The organism is Halobacillus litoralis (genome assembly GCF_020524085.2).
Taxonomy (GTDB): Bacteria; Bacillota; Bacilli; order Bacillales; family Halobacillaceae; genus Halobacillus; species Halobacillus litoralis_E.
In genome coordinates this window covers 1049465-1071270 of record NZ_CP129016.1, presented here as the reverse complement: position 1 = coordinate 1071270, position 21806 = coordinate 1049465, and the positions used below count along the sequence as shown (strand labels likewise).

At 46.0% G+C, this 21806-nt stretch carries 13 protein-coding genes and 1 pseudogene; 3 read left to right on the top strand and 11 right to left on the bottom strand.

Annotated elements, in window-relative coordinates:
• The first annotated feature begins 9 nt into the window (after positions 1-9).
• A complete protein-coding gene (locus LC065_RS05585; RefSeq protein WP_306163797.1) occupies positions 10-984 on the top strand; it encodes a stage II sporulation protein M in 975 nt (324 codons plus the stop codon).
• Here LC065_RS05585 and LC065_RS05580 read toward each other — a convergent pair.
• The 5 genes from LC065_RS05580 to LC065_RS05560 all read right to left on the bottom strand — a co-directional run bounded on the left by LC065_RS05580 (position 962) and on the right by LC065_RS05560 (position 5902).
• Complete coding sequence (locus LC065_RS05580; RefSeq protein ID WP_226593250.1) at positions 962-2320, bottom strand: DUF58 domain-containing protein; 1359 nt, start codon at positions 2318-2320, stop codon at positions 962-964. The genes LC065_RS05585 and LC065_RS05580 overlap by 23 nt on opposite strands.
• Entirely contained in the window at positions 2271-3197 is a 927-nt protein-coding gene (locus LC065_RS05575) for an AAA family ATPase (protein ID WP_306163796.1), read from the bottom strand. Before LC065_RS05575 ends, LC065_RS05580 begins: the two co-directional genes overlap by 50 nt.
• 272 nt (positions 3198-3469) lie before the next feature.
• Positions 3470-4321, bottom strand: a complete 852-nt coding sequence (locus tag LC065_RS05570; protein WP_306163795.1) for a DUF4350 domain-containing protein — start codon at positions 4319-4321, stop codon at positions 3470-3472.
• Complete coding sequence (locus tag LC065_RS05565; protein WP_226593256.1) at positions 4318-4956, bottom strand: DUF4129 domain-containing protein; 639 nt, start codon at positions 4954-4956, stop codon at positions 4318-4320. Before LC065_RS05565 ends, LC065_RS05570 begins: the two co-directional genes overlap by 4 nt.
• A gap of 79 nt (positions 4957-5035) precedes the next feature.
• Complete coding sequence (locus tag LC065_RS05560; RefSeq protein WP_306163794.1) at positions 5036-5902, bottom strand: hypothetical protein; 867 nt, start codon at positions 5900-5902, stop codon at positions 5036-5038.
• A gap of 108 nt (positions 5903-6010) precedes the next feature.
• Between LC065_RS05560 and LC065_RS05555 the strand changes: the two genes are divergently transcribed.
• Positions 6011-6646 (top strand): GrpB family protein, encoded by a 636-nt coding sequence (locus LC065_RS05555; RefSeq protein WP_226593260.1) that lies wholly within the window; start codon positions 6011-6013, stop codon positions 6644-6646.
• Positions 6647-6671: 25 nt separating this feature from the next.
• Here the strand turns inward: LC065_RS05555 and LC065_RS05550 are convergent, their stop codons facing one another.
• The 4 genes and pseudogenes from LC065_RS05550 to gltB all read right to left on the bottom strand — a co-directional run bounded on the left by LC065_RS05550 (position 6672) and on the right by gltB (position 17501).
• A complete protein-coding gene (locus tag LC065_RS05550) occupies positions 6672-8054 on the bottom strand; it encodes a dipeptidase (RefSeq protein WP_226593262.1) in 1383 nt (460 codons plus the stop codon).
• 1056 nt (positions 8055-9110) lie between these two features.
• Positions 9111-11146, bottom strand: a pseudogene (locus LC065_RS05545) (catalase).
• A gap of 267 nt (positions 11147-11413) precedes the next feature.
• Positions 11414-12901, bottom strand: a complete 1488-nt coding sequence (locus LC065_RS05540; RefSeq protein WP_306163793.1) for a glutamate synthase subunit beta — start codon at positions 12899-12901, stop codon at positions 11414-11416.
• Between the two features lie 19 nt (positions 12902-12920).
• Positions 12921-17501 (bottom strand): glutamate synthase large subunit, encoded by a 4581-nt coding sequence (gltB, locus tag LC065_RS05535; RefSeq protein ID WP_306163792.1) that lies wholly within the window; start codon positions 17499-17501, stop codon positions 12921-12923.
• A 365-nt stretch (positions 17502-17866) separates the two neighbouring features.
• Between gltB and LC065_RS05530 the strand changes: the two genes are divergently transcribed.
• Entirely contained in the window at positions 17867-18940 is a 1074-nt protein-coding gene (locus LC065_RS05530; RefSeq protein WP_226593270.1) for a DmpA family aminopeptidase, read from the top strand.
• 78 nt (positions 18941-19018) lie between these two features.
• Here LC065_RS05530 and LC065_RS05525 read toward each other — a convergent pair whose 3' ends face one another.
• Both LC065_RS05525 and rpoN read right to left on the bottom strand, forming a co-directional pair.
• Positions 19019-19843: a YihY/virulence factor BrkB family protein gene (locus LC065_RS05525; protein WP_306163791.1), complete on the bottom strand. Its 825-nt coding sequence runs from the start codon at positions 19841-19843 to the stop codon at positions 19019-19021.
• Positions 19844-19933: 90 nt separating this feature from the next.
• Positions 19934-21217 carry an RNA polymerase factor sigma-54 gene (gene rpoN, locus LC065_RS05520; RefSeq protein ID WP_306163790.1) on the bottom strand — a complete coding sequence of 428 codons (1284 nt, stop codon included), beginning with the start codon at positions 21215-21217 and terminating at the stop codon, positions 19934-19936.
• Positions 21218-21806 lie beyond the last annotated feature (589 nt).

Sequence of the window (21806 nt, the reverse complement as noted above, 5' to 3'; positions counted from 1 at the left end):
GGTGAAACCATGAACTATCGATCTTTCGTAAAGCGCTACCGTGAAGAGTGGAGACGTTTAGAAGAACTGATTCAGTTGTTACATAAGAACAGACGCCACTGGGCTCCGAAACACTTAGAAGAGTTTCAGCGCCTGTACCAAAAAATCACCCAACATCTTTCTTACAGTCAAACGTACTTTACAGAAGAAGAAACGACCGTTTACTTGAACGACCTCGTGACTAAAGCACATAACATGCTCTACCATGAAAGCACATCCAATTGGAAACATTTGAAACAAATGTTTGGAAGTTCATTCATTACACTCATCGGTGAACAATGGAAGTTCGTGGTCATCAGCATGCTGTTGTTCTTTTTAGGTGGGTTGGCTGCTTTTCTTGCTGTCTACCAGGACCCGATGAGCCTTTATACGATTCTGCCTGATTCCATCGCTCAAGCTGTAGATCCGAGCCGCCTCGGCAGCCAGGAGGGTGGGGTGAATTCTCCTATCATGTCAGCGGAAATCATGACCAATAATATTCAAGTAGCTTTTCTTGCTTTTGCCGGAGGGGTGACCTTCGGGTTACTGACCGTTTATCTACTCATCTACAACGGAATCATTGTCGGTGCCTTAGCCGCTTTGTTCATGGTTCATGGAAAAGCCTATGACTTCTGGGCCTACATCGTCCCACATGGAATTATTGAACTGACGGCCATTTTCATTGCGGGCGGTGCAGGACTTTTAATGGGTTATAAACTTTGGGTACCCGGCAAACGCACGCGTAGTTATCAATTAAAAACCTATGCCTACCGGTCCGTCCTGCTGTTAATTGGAACCATTCCACTCTTTATCATCGCAGGGATTGTAGAAGGTTACATCACCCCTTCCAACTTATCCCTTGAAGCGAAATATGCATTTGCATTCATTACTGTCCTGGGGCTTTTAGCATACGTAATCATTGGGAAAATCAATGCCAGCAAAACTAGAGAAGTCCACGGTTCATGATGTTAATATAGTGGGAAACGGCGGCGGTCGCCAGCTCCTCTTCCGGTGCCTCAGTCATTTGGAGGCCTTGCCGTTCCCATTTTTTCAACTCCTGCTTTTTATCCAACACATGCTTTTGAGCCATCGTCTTTACTAATGTGGTCTTTACATCTTCAGGCTCCCGCTTCGTCTGGGAATCGATGACTTTGTCTTCGATTCCCATCATTAAGAACAAGTGCGAGCGCCGTAACCGTTGTAAATAATGCAGAGCTGCTTCTTCATATAAAAACGTGCTCACATCACTGAACAATAAAAGAAGGCTCCTCCTGCTTTGTACCTTCTGCAGGTGTTGGAACACAGCCGTATAGTTGGATTCGTATCCTTCGACTTTCAAGTTGTAAATTTCTTTTAAAATGGTTTGCATATGCGCCATTCCTTTTGCCGGCGGCACATACACATGAACGTGTTTTGAAAATGCGAGGACCGCCACGTAATCGCCGCGCTTCAAGGCAGCGGTCGCCACCGTCATCGCAGCCTCGAGGGACTTCTCCAATCGGTTGCTCTCCTCAAGTTCCACGCCCATCATCCGTCCACAGTCAATCAATAAGGTGACAAATTTTCCATGCTCAGGTTCATATTCGTTGGTCATCAGGTTCTGAACTTTTGCGGTTTGTCTCCAATTGATTTTCCGGATATCATCTCCTACGACATAGGAACGAATTTTACTGAACTCCCCCGCTCCCACCTGACGTCTCTTCAAACGTGTTCCTTCGTAGAGAAGGAAACGCTGCGCGTCCTCAAGGAAGTTCCTGCTCTCCGTGAGGTCAGGAATGATCCGCACACTCTCGGTTTGATCCACCCTCATCTGTTTTTCCCATAAACCAAAACGAGAACGATAGCGAATATGAAGGTGAGGAAGCGTGTACTCTCCACGTTGTTCGGCGTGAAAAGGATAGGTGATGCGTACTTGCTCATATCCCTGGATCTCTTTTCTCAGAGGAAACGGCTGGCTGAACGATTGCGGAAAGTGATCGATGACTTTCATCGCCATTCCTTTACCAGAACCATTCCTGACCACCACAGATCCCTCATTTTCAATCCCGCGCTCCATTTCTTCATCCATATCCCGTCGAATTTGAAGATCTTTCCGTTTAGGGGAAAAAGTAAGATCAACCAAGCTCAATAATAGAATCGCCCCATTTGTGGCGATGATTAATGGCCATGAAAGACCTGTCCATGTTAGTAAAAGCAATACGAATGATATGGAAAGGATAAGCAAGAGCAGACGTTTCGTTGGAACAATCCCTTTATCGCGGAACAGGAACTGATCCCACAAGTTCTTGAATGATTTGGTCATGGGTCACTCCCTCCAGTTCCATATGCGGCGCTAAAATCACCCGATGTCTCAAGGAGGCGAGGGCGACCTTTTTGACATCGTCCGGGGTGACGTAATCGCGTGTTTCGAGGTACGCCCACGCTTTTGCTGCCTTCGCAATGGCAATCGCTGCACGCGTACTTGCTCCATGGCGGATGGATTCCGTTTCGCGAGTCTTGCGAACGATCGACATGATGTACCCGTACATTTCGTCGGTCATCGTGACACGTGCTATCTCTTCACTGATCCTGTTGAACTCTTCCACTGTCAACAGTGGCTGGGCCGTCTCCTCTTGTTTAGATAGTAGCATCTGTTTAAGCACGGCCACTTCGTCTTCCATAGAGGGAAAATCAATATGTAATTTAAACAAAAAGCGATCTTGCTGAGCTTCTGGTAGTGGGTAAGTCCCTTCAAACTCCACCGGGTTTTGGGTCGCGACAACGAAGAAAGGAGCAGGAAGTGTGTACGTCTCGCCCTGAATGGTCATCTGCTTTTCTTCCATCGCTTCAAGTAAAGCGGCTTGTGTTTTCGCTGGTGTCCGGTTGATTTCATCAGCAAGAAGGACATTCGTAAACACAGGTCCTTTCATCGTCTCAAATTCACCGGTTTTCATGTTGTAGATCATGCTTCCAGTAATATCGCTCGGTAAGAGGTCCGGGGTGAACTGAATCCGCTTGAAGTCGCCTCCAAGGAGGTTCGCTAACGTTCGCACCATTTTTGTTTTCCCAGTACCATGAACACCTTCTAATAACACATGCCCCCCAACAAGGACGGACGCGAGCATCAATCGGACATTCTCGGACTGCCCGTAAACTCTTTGTTCATAGGCCTGTATCAACTCTGTCAATTTTTCATTCATGACCCTTGCACCTCTTTCCTCATCTGATCAAACGTATGCGACCAATCTAAAAATGCCTTTTTATCTACATCCGTTACGTTCTCCAACGGCTCCACGGTTTTCGTCCATTTCTCCCAATCCTGATAATCCTCCTCATTCAACCGATACGATAGCGTGTGACGAATCTCCTCCCAGGACGCCTGGGAGGATACGCCGAATCGCTCCTGTAACAGCTTCCGAAGGTAGGATTCTTGGACGGCCAGCGACTCTCTGTAAAACTCACCTTTCCGGTATCAGGCAGCAAGAGCCTGCAGGCGTTCATCCCCAAACCGTACAACCGCTTCTCGCGGCATGAAGGAGGGACCGAACCTTTTCCCCTGCATCCACAAAAAGAAAAGCATGAACAAAGCAAGCTGAAGAGCAAAGACAAGCAGCCACTTCGGGTAAACGTCCAACCCTGTAAATAAACCATCTTGTCCGTGGATATATTCATCAAACCAAATCCTGCTGTCTTCGGCTTCTGATGCTAATATCGATGTAATCACTTCATAATGTTCATGGTCCGCAATCCATTCATTTGTGAACCAATCCGGATTCATGCCGACAATCAGTGCACCATCCCCATAGGAGCGCTCAAAGGCAAGCACACCACGAGGATCACTCAATAGGACATCATCCGACTCCTTCGTTTGCAGCCGGTGCTCCTGTTGAACCTCTACAATATATGTACGACCATCCTCCCCCTCCAGCTTCGTTTCACCTGCAGGTAAGACACCGTAGTCTACCTGGATATCAAAATAGCCGACAGGATTGTTTTTCATCAGCCAGATGGTATTCCCCTCTTCCATCCACTTTTCATACTGCCGCATCTCATCTCCGCTGACGGTGGAAAAAGGCTCGATCATCAAGAGCGTTTGTCGGCCACTTGCCTCCGGAAGCCGGTTGGGTTTGCTATCCCAGCGTGCAGGTTCATCACCTTGTTCATCAAGAAGCGTGTAAAAGGCTTTAATTCCTGTCTGGGAAGGGGATTCAGATAAATATGGAGGATACGGTTCTGGACGTCCGCTGGAGAGCCAATAGAGCACACCGGCAAGAAGGGTAAAGGTGACAGCGGCCCAAAGCCACGTTTTCTTTGTATTCGTCACGCTTCTCTCCTCCCTTCTTGATCCATCCATTGAAAGGCTCGGGAACGAAATTCATCAAACTCCTCTTTCAGAAGGGTCCGGTTTCCATAGGTGATCTGATCAAAAATCTTCGCAAGAAAAGAAAAATCTGCAACGAGTCTATGATGTGAGTCCTGCAGATCCTTTTCATAGTCGCCGTTCGTTTTCCAGGTTTTCACCTCAACAAGATTCCTCGCATCAAAATCCAACAGCATGCCCAGGAACACATGACGGGCCGCTTCAGAAAATTGACCATCTGCCGCACGCGCGTCTGCTTCCTCCATATGCTTTTCTGATGACCATGCCAACTCTGAAGTCATGCTGAATGTACGTTTTTCAGACAGTTTTTTCTCACCTGAGAGCCGCCCCACAAGCTTGAGAACAAGCAACAAAAGGATGCCAATTCCGATGAAACCAAAAAAATAGATCCAGCCGTTGATGGCAGAATCAGAGACTTGGAAATTAGGAAACCAAGTCTCAAGCAACCCTTTAACCCACTGAGCAATTATATCCAGCAGGCGCTGACTCGCTGTCTGAGATTCCTGCTGGTACGCTTGATACTCCGGACGCTCGAGTATTTCCTTCAGTTGTTCTTTTCCTTCATTTGATCCACTCACATGATTCACCTACGTTCATGTTTCTTTGTAAGAAGCAATCATATCTTTCAAATCATCCGCTTCGTTCCTTGTTTTCAAGTCAAAAAACAGTACCGTATAACCGACCATCATAAACAGTGTGGTAATGATCGAAGCAAGGTCCGTCAGCACACGACCGAGAAGACTGCCACCTAAAAGAAGAGCGGAGACACCCTCCATTACGGATGTAAGCAAGATGGTAATGATGAAAAAGACGACGAACAATCCGAAAACGAACCAGAAACGCCCTTTCGTCAGCTGCCAGCTTTTTGAAAAGCCCGGGGCGACCTTCTGAAAAACAATCGCTCCAAAGAACATGCTCAGTTTCGTCACAAAAAAAAGCGACCGCTGCGAAAAACAACAGACCGAAAACGATTGACATGATGAATCCGACTCCAAAGCCATCCCTCGCAAAGCTAATGCCTCCTAAAACACCGAAAAGGAGAAACCCGATAAAAACGGCGGCTCCGAATATGACTCCCATCAAGGCTGTGCTCCCAATGAGGGGCCAAAACCTTGAGAACGCCCCTTTAATCGCTTGACCTTTCGACCAGGTTTCATTCTTAAGTGCTTTACTTGTCGCCACGATCACCGATGCCTGAGCAATCGGATAGATGATAATGGCAAGAATTGTAGAAACAAGTAAATACAACATTTCCATACCGATCCCAAGATTTGTAGCTACAAGCTCCTGGGTAGCTGCTGCCGTATCAAGGTTGTTCAGAACGCCTTCTGCAAACCCTCCACTTGAAGGCTCGCGGAACAAGCTGATCCCACTCAACACCATGAATAAATAATCAAATATGTAGAGTGGCGCAAATATAATGAGTAAAGTAAGAAATAAAGGACCGAAGTTTTTCTTTGATATACTGAATGTATGATCGAGTATTTCGGCAAACGTCTTTGGTTTTGTCTGGAGTTGTTCCATCTTCATCCCCCTAACTAGTATCTTTCTACCATTCTAACATTTCAGCGTTTCGTTTTGACAAAAAAATACAGACATATCCAAAATATACGAAGGAAAGGAGTGACCGTCGTGCATGAAAATGTCGCCACGTGCGATGCTTGCGGTACAACGATCTATTGTGAAAATGGGTTCCTGAATGGGGTGTTATCGGAAAACCAAACACTAAAATGCTTCTCCTGTGATGAACGTAAGCACATCAATCGTGTACAGCTTTCTCCTTATCAATCCAATTGGCCTGATACATTCGCTAAGGAAAAAAACGCCCTTCTACAAAAGCTTGGCGATCCGACCATTCCTATAGAGCACATCGGAAGTACTTCTGTTCCACACCTCGACGCTAAGCCAATTATTGATATATTATTAGGGGTGGAGAACCTTAATGAGTTCACACACTACATTCATCCCCTTTCACAAGCAGGGTATGAATATGTTCCTAAGCCTGAATTAAGAACAAGGCGCTTTTTCAAAAAAGAAACCGGTACGAACAGCACCTTCCATCTTCACATCTGTGAGTGGAACAGCTCTGAATGGGGAGAAAAAATCGCATTTCGAGACTACTTACGAGTGAACCCGGAATCCGCCAAAGCCTATGAATCTCTAAAAAAGCAGTTGGCTGAAGCCTATAGAGAAGAAAGATCCGTCTACACAAAGAAAAAAGGCCCATTCATCGAGTCCATTCTTAATCTTGCCTATAAAAAAGGCTGAGAACTTCATTCTCAGCCTTTTTCCTTTATAACTCTTGCAGGTACTTACAAACCGTTTCCATCCCTTTAGTGAAATTCTCCAGATGAAAATGTTCATTAGGTGCATGGAGGTTTTCTGTCGGTAGTCCGAATCCCATCAAAACGACCGGTGCATCTAACACACGACCGAAAACTTCGACAATCGGAATGGATCCGCCCTCTTTCGGAAAGAGTGGACGCACATCATACACACTCTCAAACGCATCTGCCGCTTTTTGAATATAAGGATTTTTTGAATCAATGGCCACGGGGTCTGCTTTAATATACTGATGAAGGTCAACCTTTGCGCCCACTGGTCGGCTGGTGTCTACATGGTGTTGAATCGCCTTAAAAATCGCCTGAGGGTCCTGCTCACCAACGAGACGACAGCTTATTTTCGCACTCGCTTCTTTAGGGACAATTGTTTTCAATCCTTCACCTTGGAAACCTCCCGTAATTCCGTTGATTTCAAGTGTTGGCCGGATGCCGACACGTTCCTGGAACGTGAACCCTTCCTCTCCGAAAAGTTCATCAAGCTCAAGTTCCTGCTTTGTACGTTCTTCATTGAATGGAACTTCCGCAACCTCTTTTCTTAAGGCTTCTGTAGGCTCCGGAACACCTTTGTAAAAACCTTCAACGGCAATGCGGCCATTTTCTTCATGCAGTGAATCCAACAGTTGGATGAGGGCGTGAATCGAATTTGGTACGCCACCGCCATAGGTACCCGAATGTAGATCCGAATTGGCGGTTGTGACGGTCATTTCCATGGCCAAAGCCCCGCGTAAAGATGTGCAGATCGCCGGCTGCCCTTCCTCACTAAAGGAGGTATCACTAATGACCACCGCATCACAAGCAAGCTTTTCCTCATTTTCCTGAATGAAAGGACCTAGGTTCGGGCTTGCGATCTCCTCTTCACCCTCTATGACAAACTTTACATTGACCGGAAGATCGCCCTTTTCTTTCATAAGAAGGTCAACAGCTTTAATATGAATGAACAGCTGGCCTTTATCATCCGTAGCTCCCCGGGCGAAAATTTTCCCGTCCCCGATGACCGGTTCAAATGGTGGGGTTTCCCATAGGTCGAGGGGATCTTCCGGCTGCACATCATAGTGGCCGTACACAAGAACGGTCGGCTTTCCTTCTGCATGAAGCCAATCCGCATAAACGATCGGATGTCCTTCTGTAGAGATGACCTCCACATTCTCCATGCCGGCTTCTTTCAAAGCACCAGCTGTCCAATCCGCTGCCTTTTTAACGTCTTCTTTATGTTGAGACAAGGAAGAAATGCTTGGTATGCTTAAATACTGTTTTAATTCTTCGATGAACTGATCTTTATGTAACTCAATGGCTTCCTTCACCTTATCGCCCTCCTTATATTCATGTGCTCTCATTATACCGAATTTTCCACAATGGCTGAAACACAGACACCTCTTCCATTCCACAAAAGCTCCCTTCAGTTGAAGACTCAGTTTCGAGATGTTTCCGTGGTTCATTGCCATAATGAGCGTTAGGGGTGGTTGGGAAGCAACTCGCTTTCCTGCGGGGATGACGGCAAGCCTCCTCGAGCTCCGCTCTGTGGGGTCTCGCCAGCCAATCCATTCCCGCGGGAGTCTCGCAGCATCCCAACCACCCCATTCGATGAATGTGAGAAACGCACCCCTTTACCAATTTGGATTATCTTCCACTATACTACTGTTATAAGCATAAAGCGCAATGTATCAAGCTCCCAGGATTCAAATACCGGGGCATGGGATTTTTTATCCTTATACTCCCATCAAGCTGAATAACTGCATATTCTAGAAGTGGTTTCGAGACACTCATACGGCCAAGGGGCGGAGGGAAACGGTGAGCGTGTGGGACAGGGTGAGACCCCGCAGGACGAAGTCCGAGGAGGCTCACCGCCCGCCCCATGGAAAGCGAACTGTTTCCCGGAGCCCCTACACGCACACAAACATCTCGAAATCGAGTCTTACACAATCCTGATATACTTTAATAACTTTTTAATTTTTACCCAAATCACAATGTGCTAAAGCTTTGTAAATGAAAAAGTGACCTGGTATGGTGTACCGGTCACTTTCGTTTGGTCTTATTAAAATAATTATTATAGCAGGGAAATAATGAAGCTAATCACAACAATTAATCCGATGATCATTAAGATTGTACGAATCATGGAATCACCTCTTCGTCTTTTTGTATTTATTCATCCTTTCCCTTATCATCACGAGATTTAAACAAACTATACGAAAAATCCTCCCTTTTTCCCTTTCCGGGCCATACCAATTTTGAAGAACCAATGGCTTTTGGTCTATGGATTCCTTATTATTTTACAAATATAATTCTCTATATTTAGTTATTGGAGGCAGTACAAACCTCTACGACTCGCGCCTATGAGAGAAAATTAAAAACCCCGCCGGCCCTGAGTGATCCTAGGGTGGCAGGGTTTGTTGTTAAATTAGTTGACGATCCCAGTGACGGTGGGCAGCCACTGCCTTTACGAAATCTTCTGTGAAGCCTTTAATGTCATCACCAGCTACGACACCGCTGTGATCAGCAAGCTTGTTATCGCTCAACCACTGAACAGCATTGTGGGTAGCACCCAGCGGTTTATAATGAGAGAATGCTTCATTAAGGAAATGAGAGGCATGCTTTTTGAACGCCTCTTCCTCATTGCTTCCTCCTACCGCATACAGCGCATCATAAAGGACAGAATCCGTAGTAAGGAAGGTGTGATCGACCTTCAATTCTGAACTGTCATCTCCTTGCACCATTCCCTGCTTGTCACTAATGATTTCTGTCATGATTCCTTCTGAATCCAGCTCTTTGAGAGCTTGGGTGACGTCTTTTCCGTTGAATCCGTTCGCTAAAATGACTCCCACTTTACGAGTCGATGGCTTATGAACGGTATTTGCCTGGCTTAGAGCAGGAGAAGATTTCTTCACCTCTGAGCCGCCGCTCTGCGGAGGAGTGACACCAATGTTCTTAGCAAATCCTTGGGCAAGATCTAAGCTTACGTTCGCAAACATTTTCACGACTTCTTCCCGCACGGCTTCGCTCTCTACTTTTCCAAGTTCAAAGCTGAACGCATTGATGAGATGCTCTTTTTCATGATCACTCATGCTGTTCCAAAACAGGGTAGCCTGAGAGAAGTGATCTTTAAAGCTATCGCTGCGAGCACGGATCTTGTGACCTTCCACTTTTTCCCGGTAGTGGGAATAGCCGCCCTCTTCTTCACTTGCCGGTGTCGGTGTATTGTTTGCAAGTGAGTTCTTATGATAACTGACCTGCCCTTTATTGATCGTTTGGCGGCCATAGCCATCACGCTGATTATTAAAGAAAGGACAGACAGGACGGTTGATCGGAAGTTCATGGTAGTTCGGTCCACCTAGCCGGATCAACTGCGTATCCGTGTAGGAGAACAAACGCCCCTGCAACAACGGATCATTCGTAAAGTCGATCCCTGGTACGACGTTTACTGGATGGTAAGCCACCTGTTCGTTTTCAGCGAATACGTTATCTACATTACGATTTAACGTCATTTTACCGACGATTTGAACGGGAACGTCTTCTTCCGGCCACAGCTTCGTTGGATCAAGAACATCAAAATCGAACTTAAATTCATCTTCTTCAGGTATGACCTGAATACCAAGCTCATACTCAGGATAATCACCGTTTTCAATGGAGTTATAAAGATCCCCTCGGTGGAAGTCAGGGTCTTTACCATTGATTTTTTTGTGCTTCATCCCATACAAGAGAGTGTGTGCCAAGGAGAGGCTTCCAGTGGAACTTAACGAAGTGCGCCTTACCTTCTTTATACTAAACGGAACGTGTGAACCCCGAAGCCTTCCATCATACGCAGACTTCTAGGAATAGCACGATCAGACATCGTCCACATGACCATATGAGCAGACTCCTGGTTTTGTCCTACGAAATCCCAGAACGTATCATGGGCGGATGCTGCCTGTGGCATAGCGTTATGTGGTTCAGGTTTGACTGCATGGATAAGGTCAGGGAATTTAATAGCATCCTGGATAAAAAAGACAGGTATGTTATTTCCGACTAGATCATAGTTTCCTTCTTCTGTGTAAAATTTCGTTGCGAATCCCCGTGCATCACGCACCGTTTCTGCAGAACCCTTGGACCCAGCAACCGTGGAAAACCTTACAAACGTCGGCGTAGTTTTTGATGTATCATTTAAAAAATCAGCTTTCGTATATTTCTCAAGTGATTCATATAATTGAAATTCGCCATGTGCTGAAAACCCTCTCGCGTGAACAATACGCTCAGGAATACGCTCATGGTCAAAGTGCGTCATTTTTTCACGAAAATGAAAGTCCTCCAGCAGGGTAGGACCCCGTACACCAGCTTTTAATGAAAATTCGTCCTCTGAAACTTTGACGCCGTGGTTTGTCGTCATATGTTTGCCGGAGTCATCTACCCGGAACTGATCCAACTGCTCATCTTTACTTGATCTTTTATTACTCATTGAGCTCCTCCTTAAGAAACCACTCCTTAGAATGGTAAGTAATAAATAAACATTACAATCTACGTACCCGCCGATTCGACAGAATAAACACACAATTACTTTCCTAGAAAAGTAGTTTGTCGGAAGGTGTTCGTAAATAGCGAAGAAGCTCTAAATATTAGTAGCTATCACAGGTTTGTGATCAATTCGTATGCTTTTAGTGAACTCACCATCTAGACAAAAAAGCCACCTCTGTTTCAGAGGTGGCTTGAAATGGTTATCTATCAACTATGGCAGCTGGGAGGCTCCCATCATGTAGCGATCGCATTCGCGTGCGACTTCGCGACCTTCATTGATAGCCCAAACAATCAGACTTTGCCCGCGGCGCATGTCTCCAGCAGCGAATACACCTTCGACGTTCGTCGTGTACTTCCCGTATTGGGCAGCGACGTTTGAACGCACGGTCGTTTCGATGCCAAGCTTTTCAATAAGGTCCTGCTCTGGTCCGCTGAAACCGATCGCAAGCAAGACAAGGTCTGCTTCCCATACTTTTTCTGTTCCCGGGATTTCAGTACGGACTTTGTTTCCATTTTCATCATAAGAAAGAGCGACGTCAATCGTGTGCACTTCTTTGATACGATTGTTCTCATCCCCGACGAATCTCTTCGTCATGACCGCATAGGCACGTGGGTCTTTATTGAATGTCGCTTCTGCTTCTTTTTGTCCATACTCCACGCGGTGGATGACCGGGTATTGTGGCCATGGGTTGACTTCATTGTCACGTGTAGAACCCTTTTTATCATAAATATCAAACTGAGTGAGGCTCTTACAGCCGTGACGCATGGATGTCGCCATACAGTCGGTTCCTGTGTCCCCCCCACCGATGACGATCACATTTTTGTCTTTCGCACTGATGTAGTTTCCGTCTTCATGGTCGGAATCCAGAAGGCTCTTCGTGTTGGAGTGTAGGAAGTCCATCGCATAGTGGATACCTTTCAAGTTGCGCCCATTTACTTGCAGGTTCCTTGGCGTTGTCGCTCCGCCACAAAGAATGACCGTATCATACTCTTCATTCAAACGAGAAACGGGATAGTCACGACCAACTTCTGTGTTCGTCATGAACTGGATGCCTTCTTCTTTTAGAATATTCACGCGGCGTTCAACCACAGAATAAGGCAGCTTCATTTCAGGAATTCCATAGGTTAGCAATCCACCGACACGGTCGTTACGCTCATAAACCGTCACCCAGTGGCCAGCTTTGTTCAGCTGTGCGGCGGCTGCCAGACCAGCAGGGCCTGATCCGACGACTGCAACTTTTTTACCTGTACGATAGGCAGGAGGTTCTGGCGTGACCCATCCTTCTTCAAATCCCTTTTCAATAATCGATCTCTCTACACTGCGAATGGCAACCGGTGGTTCGTTGATTCCAAGAACACAAGCCCCTTCACAAGGAGCAGGACAAGCGAAACCTGTGAACTCCGGGAAGTTATTCATTTCATGTTCTTTGGCAAGAGCTTCCTTCCATTTCCCCTGATAGACAAGGTCGTTCCATTCGGGTATCAGGTGGTAAACAGGGCAACCGCTCGTGATGCCGTTGATTTCCATTCCAGAATGGCAAGTAGGAACGCCGCAGTCCATGCAGCGTGCCCCTTGCTTTTGTGCTTCTTCATCTGAAAGGGGAAGTTTATAATCTTCCCAATCTTTTATTCTTGTTTCAGGATCGCGCTCAGGTGTGGATTGGCGTGTGTATTCCATGAATCCAGTAGACTTACCCATCAGATCTCCCCCTTCTCCGTTATTTGACTGTTTCTACCGGTTTGTTGCGTTCTTCAAATGCGGTCATTTCCGCATCAAACTTCTCAAGACCACTGTCTCTCAAATTCTTGATCCGTTCTTGCATCGCCAAGTAATCTCTCGGAATGACTTTGACAAATCTGGATACATAGTCGTTCCAATTGGCAAGTATCCGTTGACCACGCGGACTGTTTGTATAGGAAACATGTTTGTCGATCATGTCATAGAGTTCTTGAATTTCATTCGCATCTGACAACTGCTGCAGATGAACGAGCTCTTTATTACATTTTGTATCAAAGGGAAGTTCAGACTCATCCAACACGTAAGCGACGCCTCCGGACATTCCTGCCGCGAAGTTACGCCCTGTGCCCCCAAGGACGACGACTTTCCCGCCTGTCATATATTCGCACCCATGGTCACCGACACCTTCGACAACCACTTCTGCTCCACTATTCCGGACGCAGAAACGTTCACCTGCAAGACCATTGATGTAAGCTTCTCCAGCTGAAGCACCGTAGAAGGATACGTTTCCGATAATCGTGTTTTCTTCCGGTACGAAAGATGACCGTGGTGATGGATGGACGATGATTTTACCACCGGACAGACCTTTTCCTACGTAATCATTGGAATCACCGATAAGGCGTAGAGTGACTCCTTTAGGAATGAAGGCACCGAAACTTTGACCTGCAGAACCTTTGAAGGTCAACTTGATCGTGTCTTCCGGAAGCCCTTCCGCTCCATAACGACGTGTGATTTCACTACCAAGGATCGTACCTGTTACACGGTGGATGTTACGGATGGATCCTGTGCCTTCCACCGGCTCACCTGTTTCAATGGCTTTCTTGCAAAGCGGAATCAACTCTTCCATATCCAGCGTCTTCTCAAGGCCATGGTCCTGCTTTCTAACAGCAAAACGACCATAGTCGGCAGGAACATCCGGCTGGTAAAGCAAGGCAGACAAGTCAACACCTTTAGCTTTCCAGTGATCAATCGCTTCGTTGGTCTGGAGAACATCGGTACGGCCGATCATTTCATTGATCGTACGGAAACCGAGCTCTGCCATGATTTCACGAGCTTCTTGTGCGATGAAACGCATGAAGTTCTCAAGGTGATCCGCTTCCCCTGTAAATTTCTTACGAAGTTCAGGGTCCTGGGTCGCTACACCCACAGGACATGTATTCAAATGACAGACACGCATCATGATACAACCGAGGACGACGAGTGGTGCGGTTGAAAATCCGTATTCCTCCGCTCCTAGCAAGGAGGCAACTACAACGTCACGTCCTGTCATCATTTTCCCGTCGGTTTCAACGACAATCCGATCACGAAGACGGTCAAGGACCAGCGTCTGGTGCGTTTCAGCAAGACCGATTTCCCAAGGAAGACCGGTGTGCTTAATACTTGTTCTCGGCGCCGCACCCGTTCCTCCATCGTAACCACTGATGAGTACGAGATCAGCCCGTCCTTTCGCTACCCCTGCAGCAATTGTTCCAACACCGACAGCGGAAACGAGCTTCACACTTACACGAGCTTTCGGATTGGCATTTTTCAAGTTATAAATAAGCTCAGCCAAGTCTTCAATGGAATAGATGTCGTGGTGCGGTGGTGGTGAAATGAGTTCAACACCAGGTGTGGAACCACGGACTTCTGCTACCCATGGATATACTTTTTTGCCAGGAAGGTGACCACCTTCACCCGGTTTCGCTCCTTGAGCGACCTTGATTTGGATTTCATCCGCATTGACAAGGTAATGGCTATTCACTCCGAAACGGCCAGACGCTACCTGTTTAATCGCACTACGTTTCAAGTCACCATTTTCTTCAGGAGTGAATCGTTTCGGATTTTCTCCACCTTCACCGGAATTACTTCTGCCTCCGATACGGTTCATCGCAATGGCTAAGGCTTCGTGAGCCTCTTCACTGATGGAACCGAAAGACATCGCTCCCGTTTTGAATCGTCTGCAAATATCCTCGACAGACTCTACTTCCTCAACCGGAATGGATGGGCGATCCTTGAAGGAAAGCAATCCACGGAGAGACTGCAGGTTGTTCTTTTCATCGGTCAACATCTTGGAATATTGCTTGAAAAGATCATAGTCGTTCGAACGGCAGGCGTGCTGCAATGTTGCAATCGTCTGCGGATTGTACTGGTGATCTTCCCCGTTCTGGCGGTACTGGTATTCGTCACCAGCTTCCAGTGTGCGGTTTGACCCACGCGTTTCCCCGTAGGCCACTTCATGACGCATAAGCACTTCTTTTTCGATGATATCAAGACCGATACCGCCGAGTCTGGAAGCTGTACGAGTGAAATACTGGTCGATCACATCTTTATGGATACCAACCGCTTCAAAAATTTGTGCGCCACGGTAACTTTGAATGGTTGAAATGCCCATTTTAGAAAGGACTTTAATGATCCCGTCCGTTGCAGAATGGATATACGTCTGCACAGCCGTTTCATGAGACTCTGCTTCAAGCAGGTCGCGCTCCATCAAATCCCTCAAAGATTCATAAGCAAGATAAGGGTTGATTCCCTCCGCTCCATAACCGAGTAGTGTAGCAAAATGGTGCACTTCGCGCGCCTCTCCAGATTCAATGATCAGGCTCACTTTCGTACGTGTCCCTTTACGGATGAGGTGATGGTGCAGACCGGATACGGCAAGGAGAGAAGGAATGGCTGCATACTCTTCACTGATTCCACGATCAGATAGGACAATCAGCGTCGTACCATCTTCTACAGCTGCATCCGCTTCTTCACATAAACGATCAAGGGCAGGTTTCAAACCGCCTTCTTTGGCATCGAAAAGAATGGAAAGGGTACGTGCTGCGAACCCTTCCACATCCTGCTGACGAATCTGTTCAAGTTCACGGTTAGTCAAAATAGGCGTCTGCAGTCGGATTTGACGACAGCTTTCCGGTTTTGGATCCACGAGGTTCCCCTCTGCTCCAATTGTCGTTTCCACCATCGTAATCAATTTTTCACGAATGGCATCAATTGGCGGGTTCGTGACCTGGGCGAACAACTGCTTGAAGTAGCTGTATAGCAATTGTGGCTTTTTAGAAAGCACTGCAAGCGGTGAATCGTATCCCATTGAACCGACGGGATCTTTTTTATCGTTGACCATCGGCAGTAGGATTTTGTTTAATTCTTCTGTCGTGTAACCGAAAGCAAGCTGCTGGTCGATCAAGTTTTCAACCGGACGGTGTTCGCTAATCGGTTCAGGTAGGTCTTCTAAATCAAACTTGTTCTCTTCAATCCACTCTTTATATGGCTTTTCACGAGCAATTTGCAATTTAATTTCATCATCAGGAATGATTTTCCCTTCCTCAAGATCGACGAGAAGCATCTTTACTGGCGCAAGACGATCTTTATACAAAATGTCGTCAGCGAAAATATCAAGAGCACCCACTTCAGACCCAAGGACGATCATCCCGTCTTTTGTTACGTAATAGCGCGCCGGACGCAAGCCGTTACGGTCAAGGCATGCACCAATTTGTTTTCCATTCGTGTAAGCAAGGGCAGCCGGTCCGTCCCAAGGCTCCATTAAGCAGCTATGGTATTCATAGAAATTCTTCTTGTCTTCCTGGATCGTTTCATCATTTGACCAAGGCTCGGGCACCATCATCATAGCGGTGTGAGCGAGTGAACGACCGGACAAGTATAAGAATTCAAAGGCATTATCAAACATGGAAGAGTCACTACCGTTAGAATCGATGACAGGAAGAAGTTTTTGTAAGTCTTCTTCACTGAAATATTCCGAGTTGCAAAGCTCCTGGCGTGCTCTCATCCAGTTCACATTGCCTCGTAATGTATTAAACTCTCCATTATGAATAGTGAATCGGTTCGGGTGCGAACGTTTCCAGCTCGGGAAGGTGTTCGTACTAAAGCGGGAGTGTACTAAAGCGAGGGCCGTTTTGAAATCCGGGTGGTTCAGATCGATATAAAAGGAATCCAGCTGTTCCGGAATCAACATCCCTTTATAGACAATCGTGTTCGATGACAAGCTGCTGATATAAAAGTCATCATACCCGTCTTTTCCAGCAATCTCGATTTCCGCTCGCTTACGAATGATGTACAGGCGGCGCTCCAGGTCCATCTGTGTTTGAACATTTCCAGATGGAGCAACGAAAGCCTGACGAATAAATGGTTTGGTCTTCTTCGCATCTTCCCCAACGAACGAATCATTTACCGGAACCGTACGCCAGCCTAAAAATTCTTGTCCTTCTTCTGCGACAATACGCTCAAAAGTCTGCATACATTCTGTTCTAGTCTCATGATTTTCCGGGAAGAAAATCATGCCGATGCCGTATTTACCGGCTTCAGGCAAATATATATCTTCCTTCTCACATTGTGCTTCAAAAAAATGATGAGGGATCTGCGTCAGTATTCCGGCCCCATCTCCTGTACTGACATCAGCAGATTGTCCACCACGGTGCTCTAAGTTACATAGAATAGTGATGGCATTCTCTACGATACTGTGACTCTTTGTTCCATCGATGTTGGCAATCACTCCGATACCACAAGCTTCATGCTCATTTTCCGGATGATACAGCCCCTGCGGAGCAGGATATCCGTGTTTTTGCATATTTTTTCCCCCTAGCGGACATATTCTTGTAGGTTACAGGCAAAAATTAAAAAATTCTGTCTTTTCAGTTTCTTACTAGTATAGCATGAAACACTTAGAGAATCACGCTCTTGACGCGCTCAAACGCTGAATTTTCACGATAATGCGACAATTCAATTTCATTAGAAACCCGAATATTAAAAGGATGTAAGCGCAAACAAAAAACTTAGAAAATCGAAGAATTTTTTTTATCTTATACTGGTTTTATACAAGATTAAATCGAAATTTCTATTGGGATATGCATATAAAATCCACGGATTGTATGAACATACAAAAGGGAGGAATTTGTCCGCTGCATTGCGAATAGGGCATGTGGAGGTGTAACCATGACTAGGAATAAAACGACCCGTGAACACGGAATCATCATAGGTTCCAAGCCTACCGGTCCACGTAATCAGATCACCGACGTTCCTGGGGTGACCGTCGGGCATTACACATTAAACAAGAATAGGGTCCAGACAGGAGTTACCGCCATTCTTCCGCATCAGGGCAACCTTTTTCAAAATAAATCGGTGGCTTCTGCTCATGTCATCAATGGGTTTGGCAAGTCCGCGGGAACGATTCAGCTTGAAGAACTCGGGACGCTGGAAGCACCCATTGTATTAACGAACACGTTCGGTGTGGGAGCCGCTTTTGATGCTCTCGTCGCTTATACTCTTGAGCGAAATCCAGAGATCGGCCGTACGACGGGTACGGTCAATCCTGTCATTGGAGAATGCAACGATATGTTTATCAATGATATAAGGGAACAGACGGTGACCAAGGAACATGTTTTACAAGCTATTGCAGATGCCCAAGATCACTTCACGGAAGGGTGCGTTGGAGCAGGGCGGGGGATGCTCTGTTATTCTTTGAAAGGTGGGATTGGTTCTTCTTCAAGGAAGGTACAGCTTGCACATGGCAGCTATACGATAGGCGTTCTAACCCTTACGAATTTTGGTAAACTGAATGATCTTAGGATTGATGGTCAACCGATTGGCCAAAAATTAAAAGGCCGGATTCAAGCCCAAGAAAAAAAGGATAAAGGATCAATCATGATCGTAGTCGCAACCGACCTCCCAGTGACAGACCGGCAAATAAAGAGAATTTGCAAAAGGACCGTGACTGGATTGTCGAGAACCGGGTCGATGATTGGAAATGGAAGCGGAGATATTGTGATCGGATTTTCAACGTCCACAACCATCCCTCACCAAAAATCTGAGGAAGTGATGACTTTTTCATCGATTCATGAAGAAGATATGGACGAAGCCTTCCGAGCGGTCGGGGAAGCTACCGAGGAATCCATTCTTGAGTCCCTTTTTCAAGCGACACCAGTGAACGGGAGAGACAACCATCAAAGACCTACCTTAACGGAACTGATTGAAAGTTACCCCATCAGATTTCAGCCCACAAGGATTTAGACAAATAGAAAAAGGTTCCGACCACCTCTTTACAGGTACGGAACCTTTCTTCATGAAAAGGCCAAAAAATTCAAAGGACTAAGCTGCTTTACTTTTTTCCCCGCCATGACGACGGTGGTATATGACATTAATTTCTGCTCCTACCATTAAGATGATCCCTGTAAGGAAGAACCATAGCATTAAAATGATTATTCCTCCAAGACTTCCATAGGTTGCAGAGTAATTTCCGAAATTACTCACATAGAAAGAGAAAGCAAGAGAAATTAACTGCCAGAGCACAGCCGTGATTACAGCACCATGAAGGATATGTTTAAAGGGGATGTTCTTATTGGGTGCAAAATGATATAGGGCCATGAGAACGGTGCCAATGACAACGATACTCAGCGTCCAGCGCAGTACTTGCAATAAAACGGCTGTTTGAGATGGCAGATTAATCATATCAATTAAAACCTGGCCGAATACAGGCAGGACAAGCGCAACGATAATCGCCAATATCATCCCGATCGTCAACACGATGGAAAGAAGACGGACTTTAATGAATGACCTTGTCTCTTCCACGTTGTAAGCCAAGTTCGAGGACTGAATAAACGCATTAATTCCATTCGAAGCAGACCAAAGCGTCCCTAAAATACCAACTGTTAAAAGCCCGCCGCTTGGCTGTTCCACAACAGCGACGATGTTCTCCCTGAACACTTGGGCTGTATCACTGGGGATCACATTGCTCATTGCCTGAATGGCTGTTTCAGCGTCTATATTTAAATATGGGAGAATGGATAACACTAAAATTAAAAGTGGAACGATGGCCAATAAGTAATAGTACGCCTGTGCTGCGCCTAGCAGAGGTATGTTGTCTTTCTGAAATTCGGCAATCACATCTTTCACATAGGATATCAAATTTTTCACCAGGAAATCCTCCTCATCCATCTTCTACTAGACTATCCCCTTTTTTTCAGGGAATTAACCTAGGAATGTAGAAGAATAGGAGAAACCCCTTCACGTGCCGACGCTCTTCGTTTGGATGAGGATGGCAGATTGAGAGACTCGATATTTGGCAACCGTTCGTCGCGACACTTTAACGTTATGCTTTTCTTTTAATTCGGTCGCCATCTTTTGATCAGATAAAGCTTTCAGAGGGTTTTCCTCTTTTATCATCTCTCTTATTAAAGTTTTAATGTGCTGAGAAGAAACTTCTGCTCCATCCGCGGAGTGATAACCAGTGACAAAAAAGCTCTTCAATTCGTACAATCCTTTGGGAGTCTGCAAAACTTTGTTGGCAACGGTCCGGCTGATCGTCGACTCATGGACACCCAATTTTTTAGCCACCTTCTTTAAAGTGAGAGGCCTCAATGAACCTCCATTCAAAAAGTCTCTCTGGTGTTTGATAATCATTTCCGCCACTTTCAAAATGGTGTTTTGCCGTTGCTCTATGCTTTGCAGAAGCCAGCGCGCTTTTTTATAGCAATCATCCAAATATTCATGGGCTTCTTTGCCCTCTTTGTACATACGAACCAACTGATCATCCCACTGGATTTGACCACTGAAAGAAAATGGGTCACGCAGCACATAACCCCCATCTTTTCTTTCTAGTATCAAATCAGGCATCGAAGGGATATTGTTCGGTCCATAATCCGAAATTAAAGGACGTGGTTCTAAAGCTTGGATTACTTCTAAAGCTTCAATGACACATTTTTCATCTATGTCCAGTTCACAAGCCACCCTTTTGAAGTTCTGAGTGGCTAAGTCATCTAAATGGTTTTCAATTAAAACAGATAAGACGGAAGAATCCGGATGCTTTTTCTCTACTTGTAAGAGTAAAAATTCTTTAAAATCCAAACACCCGACACCCATCGGTTCAAATTGTAATAAAAGGCGTCTCGCCCGCATTACCGTATTCATGGAGTGACCGGTTTCAAGTGACGCTTCTTCTTCAGAAACTGTACAAAATCCCCGTTCATCTAAATTCCCAATTAAAAAAAGAAGCGTCTCTTTTAATGACTGATCAACCTTCAACCAGCCTGCTTGTTCCACCAATCCATCACGCCAGTTTTTTTCGTCGGGTACGATTTGATCAATGGGATCGTGATAGGCCTCTCGATGATGACGAGTGGAAGGGATAATACTTGAGGTTTCTAACGTTAGAATGGGGTTCTCATGGATTTCCTGCTGGATATGTTCCCACAATTCAGCAGAGGTCCATTGGAGCATCGTGATCGCTTGACGCATTTGTGTTGTCATTACTAAGCCTGTCGTTTGCTTATGAGTCAATTCAAGCTTCATGTCCACACCTCTTTTGATAACGCTTTCATTGTTGTTTAACAGTATATATCTATTACTTATGATGGGCTAATCAGACCAAAAATTCAAATATATATGGAATTTTTAGATTCCTAGAGTAGTTTTACCACTAACGCTCCCGATTATGGAAGACTCAGTTTCGAGACTTTTGTTGAGTGGATGGGGGCTGCAGGGAATAGCTCGCTTTCCGCGGGAGCGCGGTGAGCCTCCTCGGACTGCGTCCTGTGGGGTCTCACCCTGCACTTTTTTCCCGCAGGAGTCTCGCCATTCCCCTCCGCCCCTTTGCCAAGGAAGATCCTCGAAACCACTACCAAAAGGTCAGCTCATATAATTATGGGAAGTGGGTTATAGAACACCTACATAACTCTTAAAAGCTTAATCCACAGCGCTTTATACCTCTAACAATTGGATAGCGGAAGACACTCCAACTTGGTACAAGGGTTCGTTTCTCCCTTACATTGAAAGGGGAGGTTGGGAAGCTGCGAGACTCCCGCGGGAATGGATGGGCTGGAGAGACCCCGCAGAGCTTTAGCTAGAGGAGGCTCTCCGTCATCCCCGCAGGAAAGCGAGC

Bases quoted from the DNA above. Each gene is read 5' to 3' on its own strand.
- LC065_RS05575 (WP_306163796.1), bottom strand. From the start codon at position 3,197: ATGAATGAAAAATTGACAGAGTTGATACAGGCCTATGAACAAAGAGTT.
- LC065_RS05585 (WP_306163797.1), top strand. From the start codon at position 10: ATGAACTATCGATCTTTCGTAAAGCGCTACCGTGAAGAGTGGAGACGT.
- LC065_RS05560 (WP_306163794.1), bottom strand. From the start codon at position 5,902: ATGGAACAACTCCAGACAAAACCAAAGACGTTTGCCGAAATACTCGAT.
- LC065_RS05580 (WP_226593250.1), bottom strand. From the start codon at position 2,320: ATGACCAAATCATTCAAGAACTTGTGGGATCAGTTCCTGTTCCGCGAT.
- rpoN (WP_306163790.1), bottom strand. From the start codon at position 21,217: ATGAAGCTTGAATTGACTCATAAGCAAACGACAGGCTTAGTAATGACA.
- LC065_RS05540 (WP_306163793.1), bottom strand. From the start codon at position 12,901: ATGGGTAAGTCTACTGGATTCATGGAATACACACGCCAATCCACACCT.
- LC065_RS05530 (WP_226593270.1), top strand. From the start codon at position 17,867: ATGACTAGGAATAAAACGACCCGTGAACACGGAATCATCATAGGTTCC.
- LC065_RS05550 (WP_226593262.1), bottom strand. From the start codon at position 8,054: ATGAGAGCACATGAATATAAGGAGGGCGATAAGGTGAAGGAAGCCATT.
- gltB (WP_306163792.1), bottom strand. From the start codon at position 17,501: ATGCAAAAACACGGATATCCTGCTCCGCAGGGGCTGTATCATCCGGAA.